General features: G+C 49.3%; 15 protein-coding genes. 14 read left to right on the top strand and 1 reads right to left on the bottom strand.

What is annotated here, in order from left to right; all coding sequences use genetic code 11:
- Positions 1 to 3 precede the first annotated feature (3 nt).
- From gspF to ACO0LC_RS13370, 4 genes are all read left to right on the top strand, one after another.
- Entirely contained in the window at positions 4 to 1224 is a 1221-nt protein-coding gene (gene gspF, locus ACO0LC_RS13385; RefSeq protein WP_423003806.1) for a type II secretion system inner membrane protein GspF, read from the top strand.
- Between the two features lie 11 nt (positions 1225 to 1235).
- On the top strand, positions 1236 to 1835 hold the full coding sequence (locus ACO0LC_RS13380) for a type II secretion system protein N (RefSeq protein WP_423003804.1): 600 nt from the start codon (positions 1236 to 1238) through the stop codon (positions 1833 to 1835).
- Positions 1832 to 2668: a uracil-DNA glycosylase gene (locus ACO0LC_RS13375; protein WP_423003802.1), complete on the top strand. Its 837-nt coding sequence runs from the start codon at positions 1832 to 1834 to the stop codon at positions 2666 to 2668. The genes ACO0LC_RS13380 and ACO0LC_RS13375 overlap by 4 nt, the downstream gene beginning before the upstream one ends.
- 97 nt (positions 2669 to 2765) lie before the next feature.
- The gene (locus tag ACO0LC_RS13370; protein ID WP_423003800.1) at positions 2766 to 4019 is read left to right on the top strand and encodes an HD-GYP domain-containing protein; all 1254 of its coding nucleotides are present in this window, start codon (positions 2766 to 2768) and stop codon (positions 4017 to 4019) included.
- Between the two features lie 69 nt (positions 4020 to 4088).
- Here the strand turns inward: ACO0LC_RS13370 and ACO0LC_RS13365 are convergent, their stop codons facing one another.
- Positions 4089 to 5069 (bottom strand): NADPH:quinone oxidoreductase family protein, encoded by a 981-nt coding sequence (locus ACO0LC_RS13365; protein ID WP_423003798.1) that lies wholly within the window; start codon positions 5067 to 5069, stop codon positions 4089 to 4091.
- Between the two features lie 105 nt (positions 5070 to 5174).
- Between ACO0LC_RS13365 and surE the strand changes: the two genes are divergently transcribed.
- The 10 genes from surE (at position 5175) to ispG (ending at position 15483) form a co-directional block, all read left to right on the top strand.
- The gene (surE, locus tag ACO0LC_RS13360; RefSeq protein ID WP_423003796.1) at positions 5175 to 5912 is read left to right on the top strand and encodes a 5'/3'-nucleotidase SurE; all 738 of its coding nucleotides are present in this window, start codon (positions 5175 to 5177) and stop codon (positions 5910 to 5912) included.
- On the top strand, positions 5909 to 6778 hold the full coding sequence (locus ACO0LC_RS13355; RefSeq protein ID WP_423003794.1) for a protein-L-isoaspartate(D-aspartate) O-methyltransferase: 870 nt from the start codon (positions 5909 to 5911) through the stop codon (positions 6776 to 6778). Before surE ends, ACO0LC_RS13355 begins: the two co-directional genes overlap by 4 nt.
- Before the next feature lie 44 nt (positions 6779 to 6822).
- Positions 6823 to 7761, top strand: coding sequence for a peptidoglycan DD-metalloendopeptidase family protein (locus tag ACO0LC_RS13350; protein WP_423003792.1), 939 nt, complete (start codon positions 6823 to 6825; stop codon positions 7759 to 7761).
- 177 nt (positions 7762 to 7938) lie between these two features.
- Entirely contained in the window at positions 7939 to 9012 is a 1074-nt protein-coding gene (gene rpoS, locus ACO0LC_RS13345) for an RNA polymerase sigma factor RpoS (protein ID WP_423003790.1), read from the top strand.
- A gap of 119 nt (positions 9013 to 9131) precedes the next feature.
- A complete protein-coding gene (gene rlmD, locus ACO0LC_RS13340; RefSeq protein WP_423003788.1) occupies positions 9132 to 10466 on the top strand; it encodes a 23S rRNA (uracil(1939)-C(5))-methyltransferase RlmD in 1335 nt (444 codons plus the stop codon).
- 225 nt (positions 10467 to 10691) lie between these two features.
- Positions 10692 to 11117: a nucleoside-diphosphate kinase gene (ndk, locus tag ACO0LC_RS13335; RefSeq protein WP_110253161.1), complete on the top strand. Its 426-nt coding sequence runs from the start codon at positions 10692 to 10694 to the stop codon at positions 11115 to 11117.
- A gap of 86 nt (positions 11118 to 11203) precedes the next feature.
- The gene (gene rlmN, locus ACO0LC_RS13330; protein WP_423004220.1) at positions 11204 to 12364 is read left to right on the top strand and encodes a 23S rRNA (adenine(2503)-C(2))-methyltransferase RlmN; all 1161 of its coding nucleotides are present in this window, start codon (positions 11204 to 11206) and stop codon (positions 12362 to 12364) included.
- Complete coding sequence (pilW, locus tag ACO0LC_RS13325) at positions 12361 to 13167, top strand: type IV pilus biogenesis/stability protein PilW (RefSeq protein WP_423003785.1); 807 nt, start codon at positions 12361 to 12363, stop codon at positions 13165 to 13167. The genes rlmN and pilW overlap by 4 nt, the downstream gene beginning before the upstream one ends.
- Positions 13160 to 14215, top strand: coding sequence for a helix-turn-helix domain-containing protein (locus ACO0LC_RS13320; protein WP_423003783.1), 1056 nt, complete (start codon positions 13160 to 13162; stop codon positions 14213 to 14215). The genes pilW and ACO0LC_RS13320 overlap by 8 nt, the downstream gene beginning before the upstream one ends.
- Positions 14216 to 14217: 2 nt before the next feature.
- On the top strand, positions 14218 to 15483 hold the full coding sequence (gene ispG, locus ACO0LC_RS13315) for a flavodoxin-dependent (E)-4-hydroxy-3-methylbut-2-enyl-diphosphate synthase (RefSeq protein ID WP_423003781.1): 1266 nt from the start codon (positions 14218 to 14220) through the stop codon (positions 15481 to 15483).
- The last annotated feature ends 16 nt before the right edge of the window (positions 15484 to 15499 follow it).

Raw genomic sequence — 15499 nt, 5'->3', positions numbered from 1 at the left:
GGCATGCCAGCATTTCGATATGAGGCGGTTGATACTGCAGGTCATACCAGTAAAGGTGTGCTCAATGCGGATAGTGCCAGGGCCGCGCGCAGTGATTTGCGCGCTCAGGGCTTGGTGCCTGTCAGTGTGGAATCCATCGCCAACCAGATGGACGCAGGCGGCAAACGCAAGACAGCCTTTTTTGGCGACCGTCTGTCGACGGTGGAAATTGCCTTGTTTACACGGCAATTATCCAGCTTGCTGGAAGCTGGCCTACCTTTGGAGCAATCTCTGTCTGCCTTGTTGGAACAAGCAGAACGCACTTATGTGCGCGACCTGGTGGGCTCTATACGTTCAGAGGTAATGGCAGGTAATTCTCTGTCTGATGCCTTAAAGCAGCATCCCAATGATTTTGCGGATATCTATTGTGCCCTGGTGGCCTCAGGGGAACAAATCGGTCATTTGTCACGCGTCTTGTCACGGTTGGCGGACTATATAGAAAGACGTAATGCGCTGGTGCAAAAAGTCAGGTTGGCTTTTACCTATCCGGCCATCGTGACCGTAGTCGCTTTTGCCATCGTGATTTTCTTGTTGACGTATGTGGTGCCGCAAATCGTATCTGTATTTGCCAATACCAAGCAAAAATTGCCTTTCCTGACCTTGGTCATGCTGGCAATTTCTGATTTTGTGCGTGACTATGGCTGGATCGTGGCAATACTTGCGGTCGCAGCATTCTCTTTGTGGCGTCTCGCTTTACGCAATCCCGACTTCAAGATGCGCTGGCATCGCTGGCTATTGCATGCGCCCTTGTATGGCAAGTTTGAACGCAGTTTGAACACGGCCAGGTTTGCCAGCACTTTAGCGATTACCACGGGTTCCGGTGTGCCAATTTTGCGTGCCCTGCAAACCAGTCGCGAGACTTTATCGAATGTGGCCATGCGTGCTCAAGTGGAAGAGGCGACAGCCAGCGTGCGGGAAGGCGTCAGCCTGGCCCGTGCCTTGTCTGCGCACAAGCATTTCCCACCCATGCTGGTACATATGATACGTGCTGGCGAGGTGACGGGCGAGTTGCCAGCCATGCTGGAACGGGCTTCCAATACCCAGGAGCAGGATCTGGAACGCCGGGCCCTGACCATGGCAGGCTTGCTGGAACCTATCTTGATTTTGACCATGGGTATCGTGGTCTTGCTCATCGTTCTCGCAGTATTGATGCCTATCATAGAAATAAATCAGTTGGTACGCTAAAAAGGATAAAAATGAAACGCTTACCTGTCCTTGTGACTTTTCTTATGTTTGTCGTGCTTTGTGCCTCCATTAGCTATTGGGGGCTGCGTTTGTTCAAGCCTCAGGCCCGGGCAGTTGCTGCTGGTTTTCAGCAAAACAGCTATGAACCAGGCACTGGCCAATGGGGCGGTATTTTTGGCGCCGGCCAAGCGGCCCAGACGACTACCAGTAACTATCAGTTAAAAGGCATTGTCCTGGCAAAGCGGGTTGGTGAAAGCCTGGCTATCATCAGTGCCAATGGCAAACCAGCCGTGGCGGTGGCAATGGAAAAGGAAGTTGCTCCGGGTGTGCTGCTGAAAGAAGTTCATGAGCAATATGTCATGGTGTCCGAATCCGGTATCATGCGCCGCGTTGATTTGCCACAATTACCAGAGATGAGTCGCGGGTCTGTACAGATACCTTCGTTGAACCCTGGCAGTACCGTACCACCACAAGTAGCGCCGGTGGCATTCCCACCCCCCAAGCATAATGATGCGCCGCCAGGTGGGCCGATTAGCCCTGCTGCACCCATGGTGACGCCAGGTTTGCCTACGGCCTCATTGCCAACAGCCATGCCAGGTGGTCAGCAATGAGTTCCTGGCAAGACAATTGCCCTGAAGATGTATTGCTTGATATACGTCTCGCCATTGAACAGGTGCATCCATCCTGGCGGCCTGTCGTAGAACAGGGTTTGCAACAGGTACATATTGCCAACCCCAATTACTTCTCTGGATTACAAGCTTCTACGTATTTGCCAAATCAGGCGCGCTTATTTGCCGCCTTTTCCATGCCCATGAATGCGGTGCGATATGTCTTGATGGGGGAAGGGCCTTATCCACGCGTAGAGAGTGCTACTGGCTATTGTTTCATGGATGGTGCCGTCAAGAGCTTGTGGTCGGATGAGGAGGGCGGCGGCTTGTCCAAGAAAGTCAATCGCGCTACCTCTTTGCGCAATTTCATGAAAATGCTTTTGGTAGCGTTCGGTCATCTACAACAGGATGCAACTACAGGTGCCGCCGTCGCCGATATTGTTGCCAAGCTGCGTCAGGCTGATAGTGGCTATATACAAAGCCTGGAGGATTTGCAGGATAACTTGATTGCGCAAGGTTTTTTATTGTTGAATGCCAGTCTGGTTTTTCGAGCAGATACCGCTCCCGTAAAAGATGCCAAAGCCTGGCAGCCTTTCCTGCAAACTGTCTTGTCGGCACTATCCCAATATCAGCAGGCGGCTGCGATGCGAGCGCCAGTGTTGGTCTTATGGGGTAAGATAGCTGAACAACTGCGCCCCATGCCGGAAGCATCGGTATACGAGCAAATTTGTGCAGAGCATCCCTATAATTTAAGTTTCATTGGCAATCAAACCATGCAGGATTTCTTTAGGCCCATGGATTTACTGAAAAAATTGCCAGAAGGAAAAATTTTGTAATATGCTGTCTTAACTTCTGGCTTGCTGACAGGCTTTGTAGAATAATTGGCTGGCAGATCTTTAAGATTTGCGTATCTAATTAATAAATTCCTTGCCTATGTTGAAGAAAATTGAAATTACTCAGCTGAGAATCGGCATGTATGTACAGGAATTATGTAGTTCCTGGATAGACACGCCATTCTGGCAAAAGTCTTTCATGTTATCGGATAGGGAAGAGTTAAAGAAGATACAAGCAACTAAAATTCGCCACGCTTGGATAGATGTCAGCAAGGGTTTGGATGTCTTGAAGGATGTGGAAATAAAGCCACAGGCTGAACCCACATCCGAGTCCAAGGCGGAGCCTGAACCAGAACCCCTTCCTCCCCCGGCGGTGCCACGGCAGATCACTGCAGTTTCCATGGATGATGAGCTTGGACGTGCCTCGGCCATCGTCAGTAAGTCCAAGCAGGCAGTGTTTTCCATGTTTAACGAAGCACGCATGGGTAAGGCAGTTGACGTTGGTAATGCGCAATCCATGGTGGAGGAAATTGCCGAATCGGTGATGCGTAATCCAGGTGCTCTCATCGGCCTCGCACGATTGAAGACCAAAGATGATTACACCTACATGCATTCAATTGCGGTTTGCGCACTGATGGTGGCATTGGCAAAACAACTGGGTTTGTCTGAAGAAGAGACCAGGGAAGCAGGTCTGGCTGGTTTGCTGCATGACATAGGCAAGATGATGGTAGATGCCGATATCTTGAACAAGCCTGGCAAGCTGACTGATGCTGAATTTGTCTCCGTCAAAGAACATCCTGTGGCTGGTTATAAAATGCTGAAGGGGGCCAGTGGCGTCAGTAAAGTGGCACTCGACGTTTGCTTACACCATCACGAAAAAATAGATGGCTCCGGTTATCCCAGACGCCTAAAAGGGGATGAAATCAGTGTATTTGCCCGTATGGGGGCAGTCTGTGATGTGTATGATGCCATCACTTCTGATCGTCCTTACAAACAAGGCTGGTGTCCGGCAGAATCCTTGCGCAAGATGGCAGAGTGGAGTAGTGGTCATTTTGATGAAAAAATATTTCAAGCCTTCGTAAAAAGCATAGGCATTTTTCCTGTCGGTACTTTGGTCAAGCTGGAGTCTGGCCGACTGGCTGTCGTAGTAGAGCAACAGGTAGGCAAATCTTTGTTGTTGCCCAAGGTCAGGGTATTTTTTTCCGTCAAGGCCATGGCTTACATAACCCCAGAGCTGATCGATTTGTCGAGAATGGGCATGAACGACAAGATAGCCTCGCGTGAAGATGCTGCCAAATGGGGAATAAAGGATATCAATCGGTATTGGCTGGGTGAAGCTGCGAATAACCGCTAACTGCCTCATCCTCTTTTTTGTCAAAACTGAGACCTCAAATTGCTTTGAGGTACTCAGCTTTCTATAAAATCAATTCTCAGGTTGTATGACAATTTTGCCTGTGACTTTGCGCGCTGCCAGATCATTCAAGGCGGCAGGTGTATCAGCCAGTGCATAGCGGCCAGAAATATGTGGCTTGATTTTTCCTTCATGCAGCCAACCCATCAACTCTCTCATGGCGGCCAGATTGGCCTTGGGTTCACGCTTGGCGAATTCACCCCAGAATACGCCAACCAGCGAAGCGCCTTTCAGCAGCGTCAGATTCAAAGGCAGTTTCGGGATTTCACCATTGGCAAAACCCACTACCAGATAACGGCCGCGCCAGCCTATCGAGCGGAAGGCGGGTTCTGCATAAATCCCACCCACTGGGTCGTAGATAACGTCAGGGCCTTTGCCCTCGGTGGCGGCCTTGATAGCCTCGCGTAAATCTTGAGTGCTGTAATTGATGGTGGCATCGGCACCATGTTGCTTGCAAATCTCCAGCTTCTCATCTGTAGACGCTGCGGCGATCACACGTGCCCCCAGGGCTTTGCCAATTTCTATGGCTGCCAGGCCAACCCCGCCTGCCGCACCCAGCACCAGCATGGTTTCACCGGCTTTCAATTGAGCGCGGTCAACAACCGCATGATGGGACGTGCCATAGGTGAGCGTAATCGCTGCTGCTGTATCAAAGTCCATGCCAGGCGGCATGGGTATGACCGCATTGGCTGGCGCAACTGCCTGTTGCGCAAATGCGCCATTGCCTATGAAGGCGATGACTTTGTCGCCGACCTTGACATGGTTGACGCCTTCACCAACGGCATACACAATGCCAGACAATTCACTGCCTGGAGTAAATGGCAGTTCAGGTTTGAACTGGTATTTGTTTTGTATGATCAATACGTCTGGAAAGTTGACGCCCGCTGCTTTGACATTGATGGCGACCTGGCCAGGTGCCGGTATCAAATCTGCTAAGTCTACTATCGCCAAAGTGTCTGGCAATCCCCACTCCTTGCAAACAACAGCTTTCATTTTGATGTCTCCATAAAATAGTACGACCGTTTGATTTTATGATTATGCCGTAAAAATCTGTTCTCTGTAGAAATTTATATTTCAGCATCGGGTAGAATACAAAGCATGAAAATTTTGATCAGTAATGATGATGGTTATCTTGCTCCTGGCATCGTGGCGCTGGCGCAAGCCATGGCGTCGATCGCTGAGGTGACGGTAGTTGCTCCTGACAGCAATCGTTCAGGGGCATCGAATGCATTGACGCTGGACCGGCCTTTGAGTGTGCAACGTGCCAGCAACGGTTTTTACTTTGTGAATGGTACACCTTCTGATTGTGTGCACATTGCCCTGACGGCCATTATGAAAGATAAGCCTGATCTGATCGTGTCGGGCATCAATCAAGGGCAAAACATGGGGGACGATACCCTGTACTCGGGCACAGTTGCTGCTGCTACTGAGGGATACTTGTTTGGCGTGCCAGCCATTGCTTTTTCTCAAACTGAAAAGGGCTGGGCGCATCTGGATGCTGCTGCTCGCGTTGCGCTGGAAATGGCGCAACGTGGTTTTCCTGAGCTTGCACAGCCATTTTTACTGAACGTGAATATACCAAATTTGCCGTTCGAAAAAATCCAGGGGGTGCGCAAATCACGCCTGGGTAAGCGCCATAGCTCTGAACCGGTGATTCATATGACAGACCCGCATGGTCGGGATATTTACTGGATAGGCCCGCCAGGAGCGGCAAAAGACGCCAGTGCAGGTACGGATTTTGATACGACAAACAGGCATTTTGTATCTGTAACACCTTTGCAGATAGATTTGACCAATACCCGGCAACTGGCAGATTTGGATATGGATTTTGCATGACGCTCAAAGACAAGCGCTTTCCCTTAACTTTGTCTTCCGTGGTAAATCAAAAAGACAAAACAAGTAGTGGGGCGGTCAGGCATACCGCGATGCCGCAGACGGCCATGCGTAATGCCGCACATCATTTGAGCGGAATTACTGCGGCTAAATTGGCAAAGTCGCATAACTCGCATCTGGCTCAAGCCGGTTCAAGCGCGCCAGCAGGCTTGTCACCGTCCTTGCTGTCCGGCCCACTGGTTTCTGAGGGAGTGCGGCGTGCCATGGTGGCAAGAGTGGCGCAGCAGGGAGTCAAGGACGCAACCGTACTGGCTGCCTTGCAAGCTGTGCCACGCCATCTTTTTCTTGAATCTGGCATGGCTAGTCAAGCCTATGTTGATGCTTCACTCCCTATAGGGCATCATCAGACTATTTCACAGCCTTATATAGTTGCCCGCATGCTGGAAATATTGCGCAATGGCGGCAAACTGGAACGCGTGTTGGAAATTGGGACTGGCTGTGGGTATCAGGCGGCAGTGCTTTCCGTACTGGTCAAGGAAGTGTATTCAATAGAGCGCATCAAGGCTTTGCATGAACTGGCCAAAAGTAATTTGCGGCCTATGCGTATCGCCAACATTCGACTGCATTATGGTGATGGCATGCTGGGTTTGCCTGGTGAAGCACCATTTGACGGTATCATATTGGCTGCGGCAGGAATGGAAGTTCCTCAGACTTTGCTTAAACAATTGCGGGTGGGGGGCAGGCTGGTGGCGCCAGTTGGCGGGCGCAACCAGGTTTTGCAACTGATAGAACGTATATCGACCTATGAATGGCAAAGTTCTGTGCTTGAATCCTGTCACTTTGTCCCTTTGCATTCAGGTGTAATTTAAGTTTGTTCTCGATGACAATGAACTTGATAGATTAAAAAAGAGAAATGAAGAAAATACAGCAAATATTACAAACCGGGTTGGCAGTGAGTGTACTGGCAGGCTTGGCGGCATGTACCACCAATTTGCCAAATAAGGCACCGGTGGTTGAGCGGGGTGTGGATCCTCGTCCGGCGGAAGTTGTCGCTCCAGAAGTCATTAAGCCTGTGGTCAAGGCACCAGACAATACCCGGGGAACTTATGTCGTCAAGCGTGGTGATGGTTTGTACCGGATCGCACTTGATCATGGGCAGAGTTACAGTGACCTGGTAGCCTGGAATGATTTGAAAAACCCGAATGATATCAAGGTCGGGCAGGTTTTACGTGTGGCACCACCGGATGGCAGTCAAACTACCCAAACATCTGGTGTTGTCGCCAATGCCGGCCTGGAGGTCAGGCCACTGCCTGTCAATCCCGCAACCAATAAGACAGCGCCGCGTGGCGACAAGCGCCCTTACTCTGAAGCCAATTTGGCTGAGCTGCAGAAGGCTGATACTGTGGTTGCGGCTGTTGCGCCTGTGACTAAAACGGAAACTATCACCCCCGTTAAAGTGACGGAATCGGCACCTGCAGAATCCGAGTCGGTTGAGTGGATGTGGCCAGTTGACGGTAAAGTTTTAACGACATTTGACGATGTCAAGAATAAAGGTTTCGACATTGGCGGCAAGTTGGGGCAGGATGTACTGGCTGCAGGAGCTGGCAAAGTCATGTATGCGGGCAGTGGTATCCGTGGTTATGGTAATCTGGTGATCATCAAACATACCAGTAACTTATTGTCAGCCTATGCGCATAATAAAGCCATCCTTGTTAAGGAAGGGCAAGCCATCAACAAAGGGCAAAAAATTGCAGAAATGGGCAATTCGGATAGTGATACTGTGAAGCTGCATTTTGAAATCAGGGTGCAGGGTAAGCCCGTTGATCCTGGCAGATATTTGCCGGCACGCTAGATGTAATGACTGGATTATTGTGTGCTGTTGTAATTTGTAGAAATTTTGCAAAGTAATAGCTAGGTTTTACTGGTGTTTGAAAGAGAAAAGCAGTATTGGTAGATGAATATTGATATTTCCAATAATAATTTGTTCAGGCAGAAATAACTTACCGGACTCGTAAATCAAGCTCAGATCATGCACAACAATTTAAGCACCTACAAGCTCGAAAATTCTGCCGCCAGTGATGAGTCGGATACGTCTGCCGATGGATCTGAAGGAGATGCTCGTTTGTCTTCTGAGCATGAGGAAGTTGCAGATGCGGCAGATGATGTTGGTGATTTGGCGCAAGAGGGGCAGGACGAGCAGGGCGAGGATCCTGCTGCTCTCATTGTTGCGCCGATCGACGAGCTGAAAAATGTATTGGCTGCTGAACTGTCCACCGATACAACCCAGTATTATTTGAATCAGATAGGGACGCGTCCCCTGTTCGCTTCTTCAGAAGAATTGCATTACGCCACACTGGCCAAGCAAGGTGATTTTGCAGCCCGGCAAAAAATGATAGAGCACAATCTGCGTTTGGTTGTGTCGATTGCCAAGCACTATATCAATCGTGGCGTTGCATTGCTGGATATGATAGAGGAGGGTAATCTGGGCTTGATGCACGCGATAGATAAATTTGAGCCTGAACGCGGTTTTCGTTTTTCTACCTATGCGACCTGGTGGATACGCCAAAGCATAGAGCGCGCCATTATGAACCAGGCCAGGACCATACGCTTGCCTGTGCATATGGTGCGTGAATTGAATCAGATCTTGCGTGCCAAGTATCACCTGGAATCGCAAAGGCGTGACGGCAGGGACGCAGCGCTGGAAGATATTGCACTACTCGTGGACAGACCAGTGGATGAAGTTCAGGATATTCTGACCTTGTCTGAGCATGCCACTTCTCTGGATACTCCACTCGACAATGATCCGCAATCCAGTCTTATGGATATGTTGCCTGGTGATAGTGATGATGCACCAGATATACGCGCCGAACAGCATGAGATGACCATATTGGTCAGGGATTGGTTGTCAAAATTGCCGGACAAGCAACGTATCGTTATCGTACGACGCTTTGGCCTGGATAATGACGATCCTGCAACCCTGGAGACTTTGGCGGATGAGATGGGTATTACGCGTGAGCGTGTCCGACAGATACAACAAGAGGCATTGATCAAGCTCAAACGCTCCTTTGCCTCTCGTGGTGTAGGCCGTGATTCTGTGCTTTAAATAACTGATAGTCACTGATTTCGCATATTTCTTGAGGTGCGCGCTCGCGCATCTCTTATAATTCCGTCTTTTAAATCTCACTTCCTTCTGGCGCGGCATGTATCGCGCCGCTAATTTCCATGAATACAATAGAAATCCGCTCTTTAGATATGGACGCACGTGGCGTCGGCAATTTGCAAAATGAAGATGGTTCCACCGGTAAGGTGGTCTTTGTTGATGGCGCGCTGCCGGGTGAATTGGTGGGATTTAGTACCTATAAAAAGAAGGCGAGCTGGGAAGCGGCAACTATGATGAGTCTGGTGCGCGAATCTTCGCAAAGGGTGGAGCCTAAGTGTGAATTTTTTGGCACTTGTGGCGGCTGCTCCATGCAGCATCTGGATGCCAGCGCTCAGGTGGCGATCAAGCAACGCGTGCTGGAGGATAATCTTTGGCATATCAGCAAGATTAAGCCTGAAATCATGCTGCGTCCCATCATAGGCCCAACCTGGGGATATCGCTATCGCGCTCGTTTGTCCGTGCGCCATGTGATAAAAAAAGGCACGGTGTTGGTCGGTTTTCATGAAAAAAAATCACGTTATGTCGCCAATATGGAAACCTGCGATATCTTGCCTGCGCATGTCTCTGCCATGCTCATGCCTTTGCGTGGGCTGGTAGCCTCTTTGTCTATTGTTGAAGCTTTGCCGCAAATCGAATTGGCGATAGGCGAGGGTGTAACTGCCATGGTCTTGCGTATCATGGCGCCTTTGACCAAAGATGACGAAGTCAAGTTAAAGGCATTTGCTGATCAATATCAGGTGCAATGGTGGTTGCAGACCAAGGGCCCGGAAACCGCAACGCCGTATTATCCGGCGAACAGCGAATTGCATTATCTGTTGCCAGAATTTGGCGTAAAAATGCCTTTCAAGCCCACTGATTTCACGCAAGTGAATCATCATATTAATCGTGTCCTGGTGGCGCGTGCCTTGCGCATGCTGGATGTACAAAAAGATGAACGTATTGCTGACCTGTTCTGTGGCTTGGGTAATTTCACCTTGCCTATTGCCACTCTGGCAAAAGAGGTGGTGGGTATAGAGGGGAGTGATACTTTGACTGAGCGTGCTTTGGAAAATGCCAAACACAATGGCTTGGCTGATAAAACATCATTCAGTACACGCAATCTGTTCGAGGTAACTGCGCAAGACTTCGTAAAGCTGGGTAAGTTTGACCGCTTTTTGATTGATCCGCCGCGTGATGGTGCCATGGCTGTCTGTCAGGCTTTGATCGATCTGGGTGATATTGCACCAGAATTGAAGCCCAAGCGCCTGGTCTATGTATCGTGCAGCCCATCCACTTTGGCCCGCGATGCTGGCATGTTAGTCAATCAGGCAGGTTACCGTCTCAGTAGTGCGGGTGTCATTAATATGTTTCCTCATACCTCACACGTGGAATCCATGGCAGTCTTTGATTTGATCTAGATTTTTCGGCAAAAGAGGGCATGGGCATTGTGAGTGCTGCATGAGTCATGTTTCCCTTGGTGCAATGAAAGCCATATCTCAGATGTTAAAATTCAAATTGATCCAGTCTGCGACCAATTGTATTTCTTGAAAGATATATCTGAGGCAGTGGTTTCATGTTAAAATCTAAGGTTAGATGAATTCTCGAATTTTTTCTTAACCCTTTCTTTTTATTGGAGTTTTTAGATGGCTATCGAACGTACATTGTCTATTATTAAGCCTGATGCAGTTGCAAAAAACGTCATCGGTCAAATTTACAGTCGCTTTGAAGGTGCTGGCCTGAAAGTAGTTGCTGCCCGTATGGCGCAATTGTCCCGCGCTGAAGCTGAGGGTTTCTACGCTGTTCACAGCGCACGTCCTTTCTTCAAGGATCTGGTTGATTTCATGATCTCCGGTCCAGTGATGATCCAGGTTCTGGAAGGCGAAGGCGCAATTTTGAAAAACCGTGACCTGATGGGCGCGACAGATCCTAAGAAAGCAGATGCCGGTACTATCCGCGCTGATTTCGCTGACTCTATCGATGCAAACGCTGTTCACGGTTCTGATGCTCCAGAAACAGCTGCTGTGGAAATCGCTTACTACTTCCCAGCGTTGAACGTTTATTCCCGTTAATTCAGACTTTGTCTGCATGTAACAGAATAAAGAATTAAGATATACACCTCATGCAGTCTGGTGCTGTATGAGGTGCGAAAGAGAAGATCATGACGGTACTCACAAATTTATTGGATCTGGATCCAGCACAGCTCGTTGCGTATTGCGGCGACTTGGGTGAGAAGCCGTTTCGTGCCAAACAATTGCAACGCTGGATACACCAGTTTGGTGCGAGTTCATTTGATGAAATGACAGACCTCGCGAAATCCCTGCGCGAGAAGCTCGCAACGCGAGCCATGATTGCCGCTCCCGCCGTGATCAGTGACCATACCTCCACAGATGGCACCAGAAAATGGCTGGTCGATGTCGGCCAGGGTAATGCCGTGGAAACTGTTTTTATCCCTGAAGAAAACCGCGGAACCCTGTGTATCTCTACCCAGGCAGGCTGTGCAGTGAATTGCCGTTTCTGTTCTACTGGCAAGCAGGGTTTTAACCGCAACCTGAGCGTAGGCGAAATCATAGGCCAGCTCTGGATGGCAGAATTTGAATTGCGCAAGACCAAAGGTATTGCCCCTGGCCCTAAAGGCGAGCGTCAGATCACCAATGTGGTTATGATGGGTATGGGTGAGCCTTTGTTGAATTTTGAACCAACGGTGACTGCCTTGCGCCTCATGCTCGATGATAATGCTTATGGCTTATCGCGTCGCCGTGTGACGCTGTCTACCAGTGGTGTTGTCCCCATGATAGACAAGCTTTCGCAGGAGTGTCCGGTGGCACTGGCGGTGTCCTTGCATGCATCGAATGATGCTTTGCGTGACAGCCTGATACCATTGAACAAGAAGCATCCCTTGAAAGAGTTGATGGCAGCTTGCCAGCGCTATCTGGAGTTTGCGCCGCGCGACTTTGTGACATTTGAATATTGCATGCTCGATGGCGTCAATGACACTGATGCGCATGCACGGGAATTGATAGAGCTGGTGCGTGATGTGCCGTGCAAGTTTAATCTGATTCCTTTTAATCCTTTCCCGGAGTCAGGTCTGAAGCGATCGGCCAATCCACGTATCAAAGCCTTTGCTCAGATTTTGCTGGATGCAGGTTTGGTGACAACCACGCGGAAAACTCGTGGTGATGATATAGATGCAGCTTGCGGTCAATTGGCTGGTGAAGTGCAAGACAGAACACGTGTGCAAGAGCGCATGCAAAAAATGGCGGAATATCAAAAGAAGTTTGGCGAAAATTTTGGCAAGATCGTGGAGATCACTCAGTGAAAATTTCTCAAATGCGGCAATATTTTTTGCAAGGCATACTGCTGATGCTGGCATTGACCTTGTCTGCATGTGCATCCAGGCGCTTGGAGGGCGACAGGCCAGAGGAAAACGTTTCTGCTGAAAAGCAGGATACGCAAAAGCGCGCAGGCATACGCATGCAACTGGCAGTTGGCTATTATCAGCAGGGGCAGCAAAAGGTTGCTCTGGAAGAAATTCGCAATGCTTTGTTGATTGCGCCGGATTTGGTCGATGCCTATAGTTTGCGTGCACTGATTTTCATGGATATGGGTGAAAAGCAGTTGGCTGAAGATAATTTCTTGCATGCATTGAAATTAGCGCCTGGTAATAATGAAATAGGAAACAACTACGGCTGGTTTTTATGCTTGAATGGTCGCGAAAAACAGGGGCTGGTTTATCTGGATAAGGCCATCAAAGATCCCAATTATGCTTCGCTGGACAAAGCGCTGAATGCAGCAGGTTTGTGTAGTTTGCGCATGAAGGATGCGGTTGCTGCTGAGAATTATTTCATGCAAGGCTTGCGTTCGAATCCTGGTAATCCATCGGTAAATGCCAATCTTGCAAAAGTACTTTATGATCGCCGTGAATATAGTCAGGCAAAATTCTATATTGGCCGTGTTCTGAAGTTTGATGTTCTGGCTGCGGATGTATTATGGCTGGCCATAAAGATAGAAAAAAAGCTTGGCGATGAGGCTGCGGTGAATAGTCTTGGTACTCAGTTGCGCCGTCGCCATCCAAATTCTAAGGAATTTTCTCAGTATCAACGTGGAGTGTTTGATGAGTGAAGCGGGAGCGAATTTACCTGTTGAACCCTTGTCCTCGGAGGTGCCTGAGAACAAAACTGTGTTGTCTGTAGTGCAGACGGCAGGTTCACAATTATCTGCTGCCCGTATTCAAATGGGGCTGAGTTTGCAACAGGTTGCTGATCAACTCAAATTATCTCAACGGCAAATTGTCGCACTTGAAAATAATCAGTTCGAAGATTTGCCAAAAATGGTGATCGTGCGCGGTTTTGTGCGCTCCTATGCGAAATTGCTCAAGCTTGATCCTGCCCCCGTGATTAAATGCCTGCCCGCAGAATTTGGGTTGGCAGGGCTGGATGCTGATTTGCGCCCAACCCTGGCGACGCCATTCATGGAGTCGCGTACACCCTTCTTGGGACGACAAGATAATAACAACAAGAAATACCTGATCGGTGCCGGTTTGCTGGCGGTGTTTGCGCTGATTTTCGTTGGCGTGCAAAAGTTGGAGCATAACGACTATTTCAAGAATTTGTTTTCTTCGCAGCCTTCCAGAAAGGTAGTGGAGACTGTGCCAGAGAAAGTGCAGGAAAATATAGATCCAGCACCAAGTTCTGCTGCTGAAAAATCGCTGGTGCCTGCATTGCCAACGGTATTGGCAACCGTCAATGCCAGTAAGCCAGAGGCTCAAGAACCGATTGTCAACCCGCCTAAGTTGAATGAGGAAGAGTCGGTGACATCCAGCGCTGCTGTTGCATTACCAAACACAATAAATGCGACGACTAATACAACAGCAAATGCCACGCCTAATTCGACACCATTGGTGACTGTTGCACCAGCTGTTGTTGATGCGGGCAATAATCAATTGAAATTGAAATTCAGGCAAGATTCCTGGATACAGGTCAAGCGCGAAAATGGCGGTGTTGTGACATCCCATCTCGCCAAGGCAGGTACGGAAGAAGTATTTGATATGAAAGATGCATTGCAACTCAGAATTGGCAATGCCGCTGGTGTGGATGGCTGGTTGCGTGGCAAATCCCTGGGGATCGCGCCAGGCAAGGATAGTAATGTCATTAATTTGAATGTGAAGTAAAGATGACAGATTTTTTATCAGAAATTGGTTCTGGTCCCCAGCTTAGACGTGCATCCCGTTCTGCCAAGGTGGTTTATCGTAATCGTGAAGTCATCGTCGGTGGCGGTGCGCCTGTCGTCGTGCAATCCATGACGAACACCGATACTGCTGATGTCATAGGTACGGCTATACAGATCAAGGAATTGGCCAGGGCAGGTTCTGAGCTGGTGCGTATTACGGTCAATAATGCCGAGGCAGCAGCGGCAGTGCCAGCGATACGTGAGCAGCTCGATCGCATGGATATTGATGTGCCGCTGGTAGGTGATTTTCATTATAACGGCCATACCTTGTTAAATGATTTTCCTGAGTGCGCCAAAGCTTTATCCAAGTACAGAATCAACCCTGGTAATGTAGGGCAGGGTGCCAAGCGCGATACCCAGTTCGCCCAGATGATAGAAATGGCGTGCCGCTACGATAAGCCGGTGCGCATAGGTGTTAACTGGGGCAGTCTGGATCAGGCTTTGCTGGCACGTATCATGGATGATAATGCCAAGCGCGCAACACCCTGGAGTGTGCAGGCGGTCATGTACCAGGCTCTGATCACCTCTGCCATAGAAAGTGCGCAAAAGGCTGAAGAGTTGGGTCTTGCGGGCGACAAGATCATCCTGTCCTGTAAGGTATCAGGTGTGCAGGATTTGATCTCGGTGTATCGTGAGTTGGCAGCACGTTGCGATTATCCCTTGCATTTGGGTCTGACCGAGGCTGGCATGGGTAGTAAAGGCATCGTCGCTTCAACGGCGGCATTGTCCGTGCTGATGCAAGAAGGCATAGGCGACACCATACGCATTTCCCTGACGCCAGAACCCGGCGGCGATCGCTGCCGGGAAGTCATTGTTGGGCAAGAAATTTTGCAAACCATGGGCTTGCGGAAATTTACACCCATGGTCATTGCTTGCCCAGGTTGCGGCAGAACTACTTCTACTGTATTCCAGGAATTGGCTGACGACATACAAAGTTTCCTGCGCAATCAGATGCCGATATGGAAAACCGAATATCCAGGTGTCGAAAATATGAATGTCGCCGTCATGGGCTGTATCGTGAATGGCCCCGGTGAATCCAAGCATGCCAATATTGGTATCAGTTTGCCTGGCACGGGTGAGTCGCCATCAGCACCTGTTTTTATTGATGGTGCCAAGGCCGTCACCTTGCGTGGTGATCGTATTGCAGAAGAGTTTCAGGATATCGTGCTGGAATATGTCAAGAGTCACTATGCCCCAGTGCATGGGTAATAAATAATTAAATCAG

Source organism: Undibacterium sp. JH2W (assembly GCF_049340425.1).
Classification (GTDB): domain Bacteria; phylum Pseudomonadota; class Gammaproteobacteria; order Burkholderiales; family Burkholderiaceae_D; genus Undibacterium.
The sequence above is the reverse complement of the archived record's forward strand: the minus strand, read 5'-3'. Positions and strand labels throughout refer to the sequence as shown.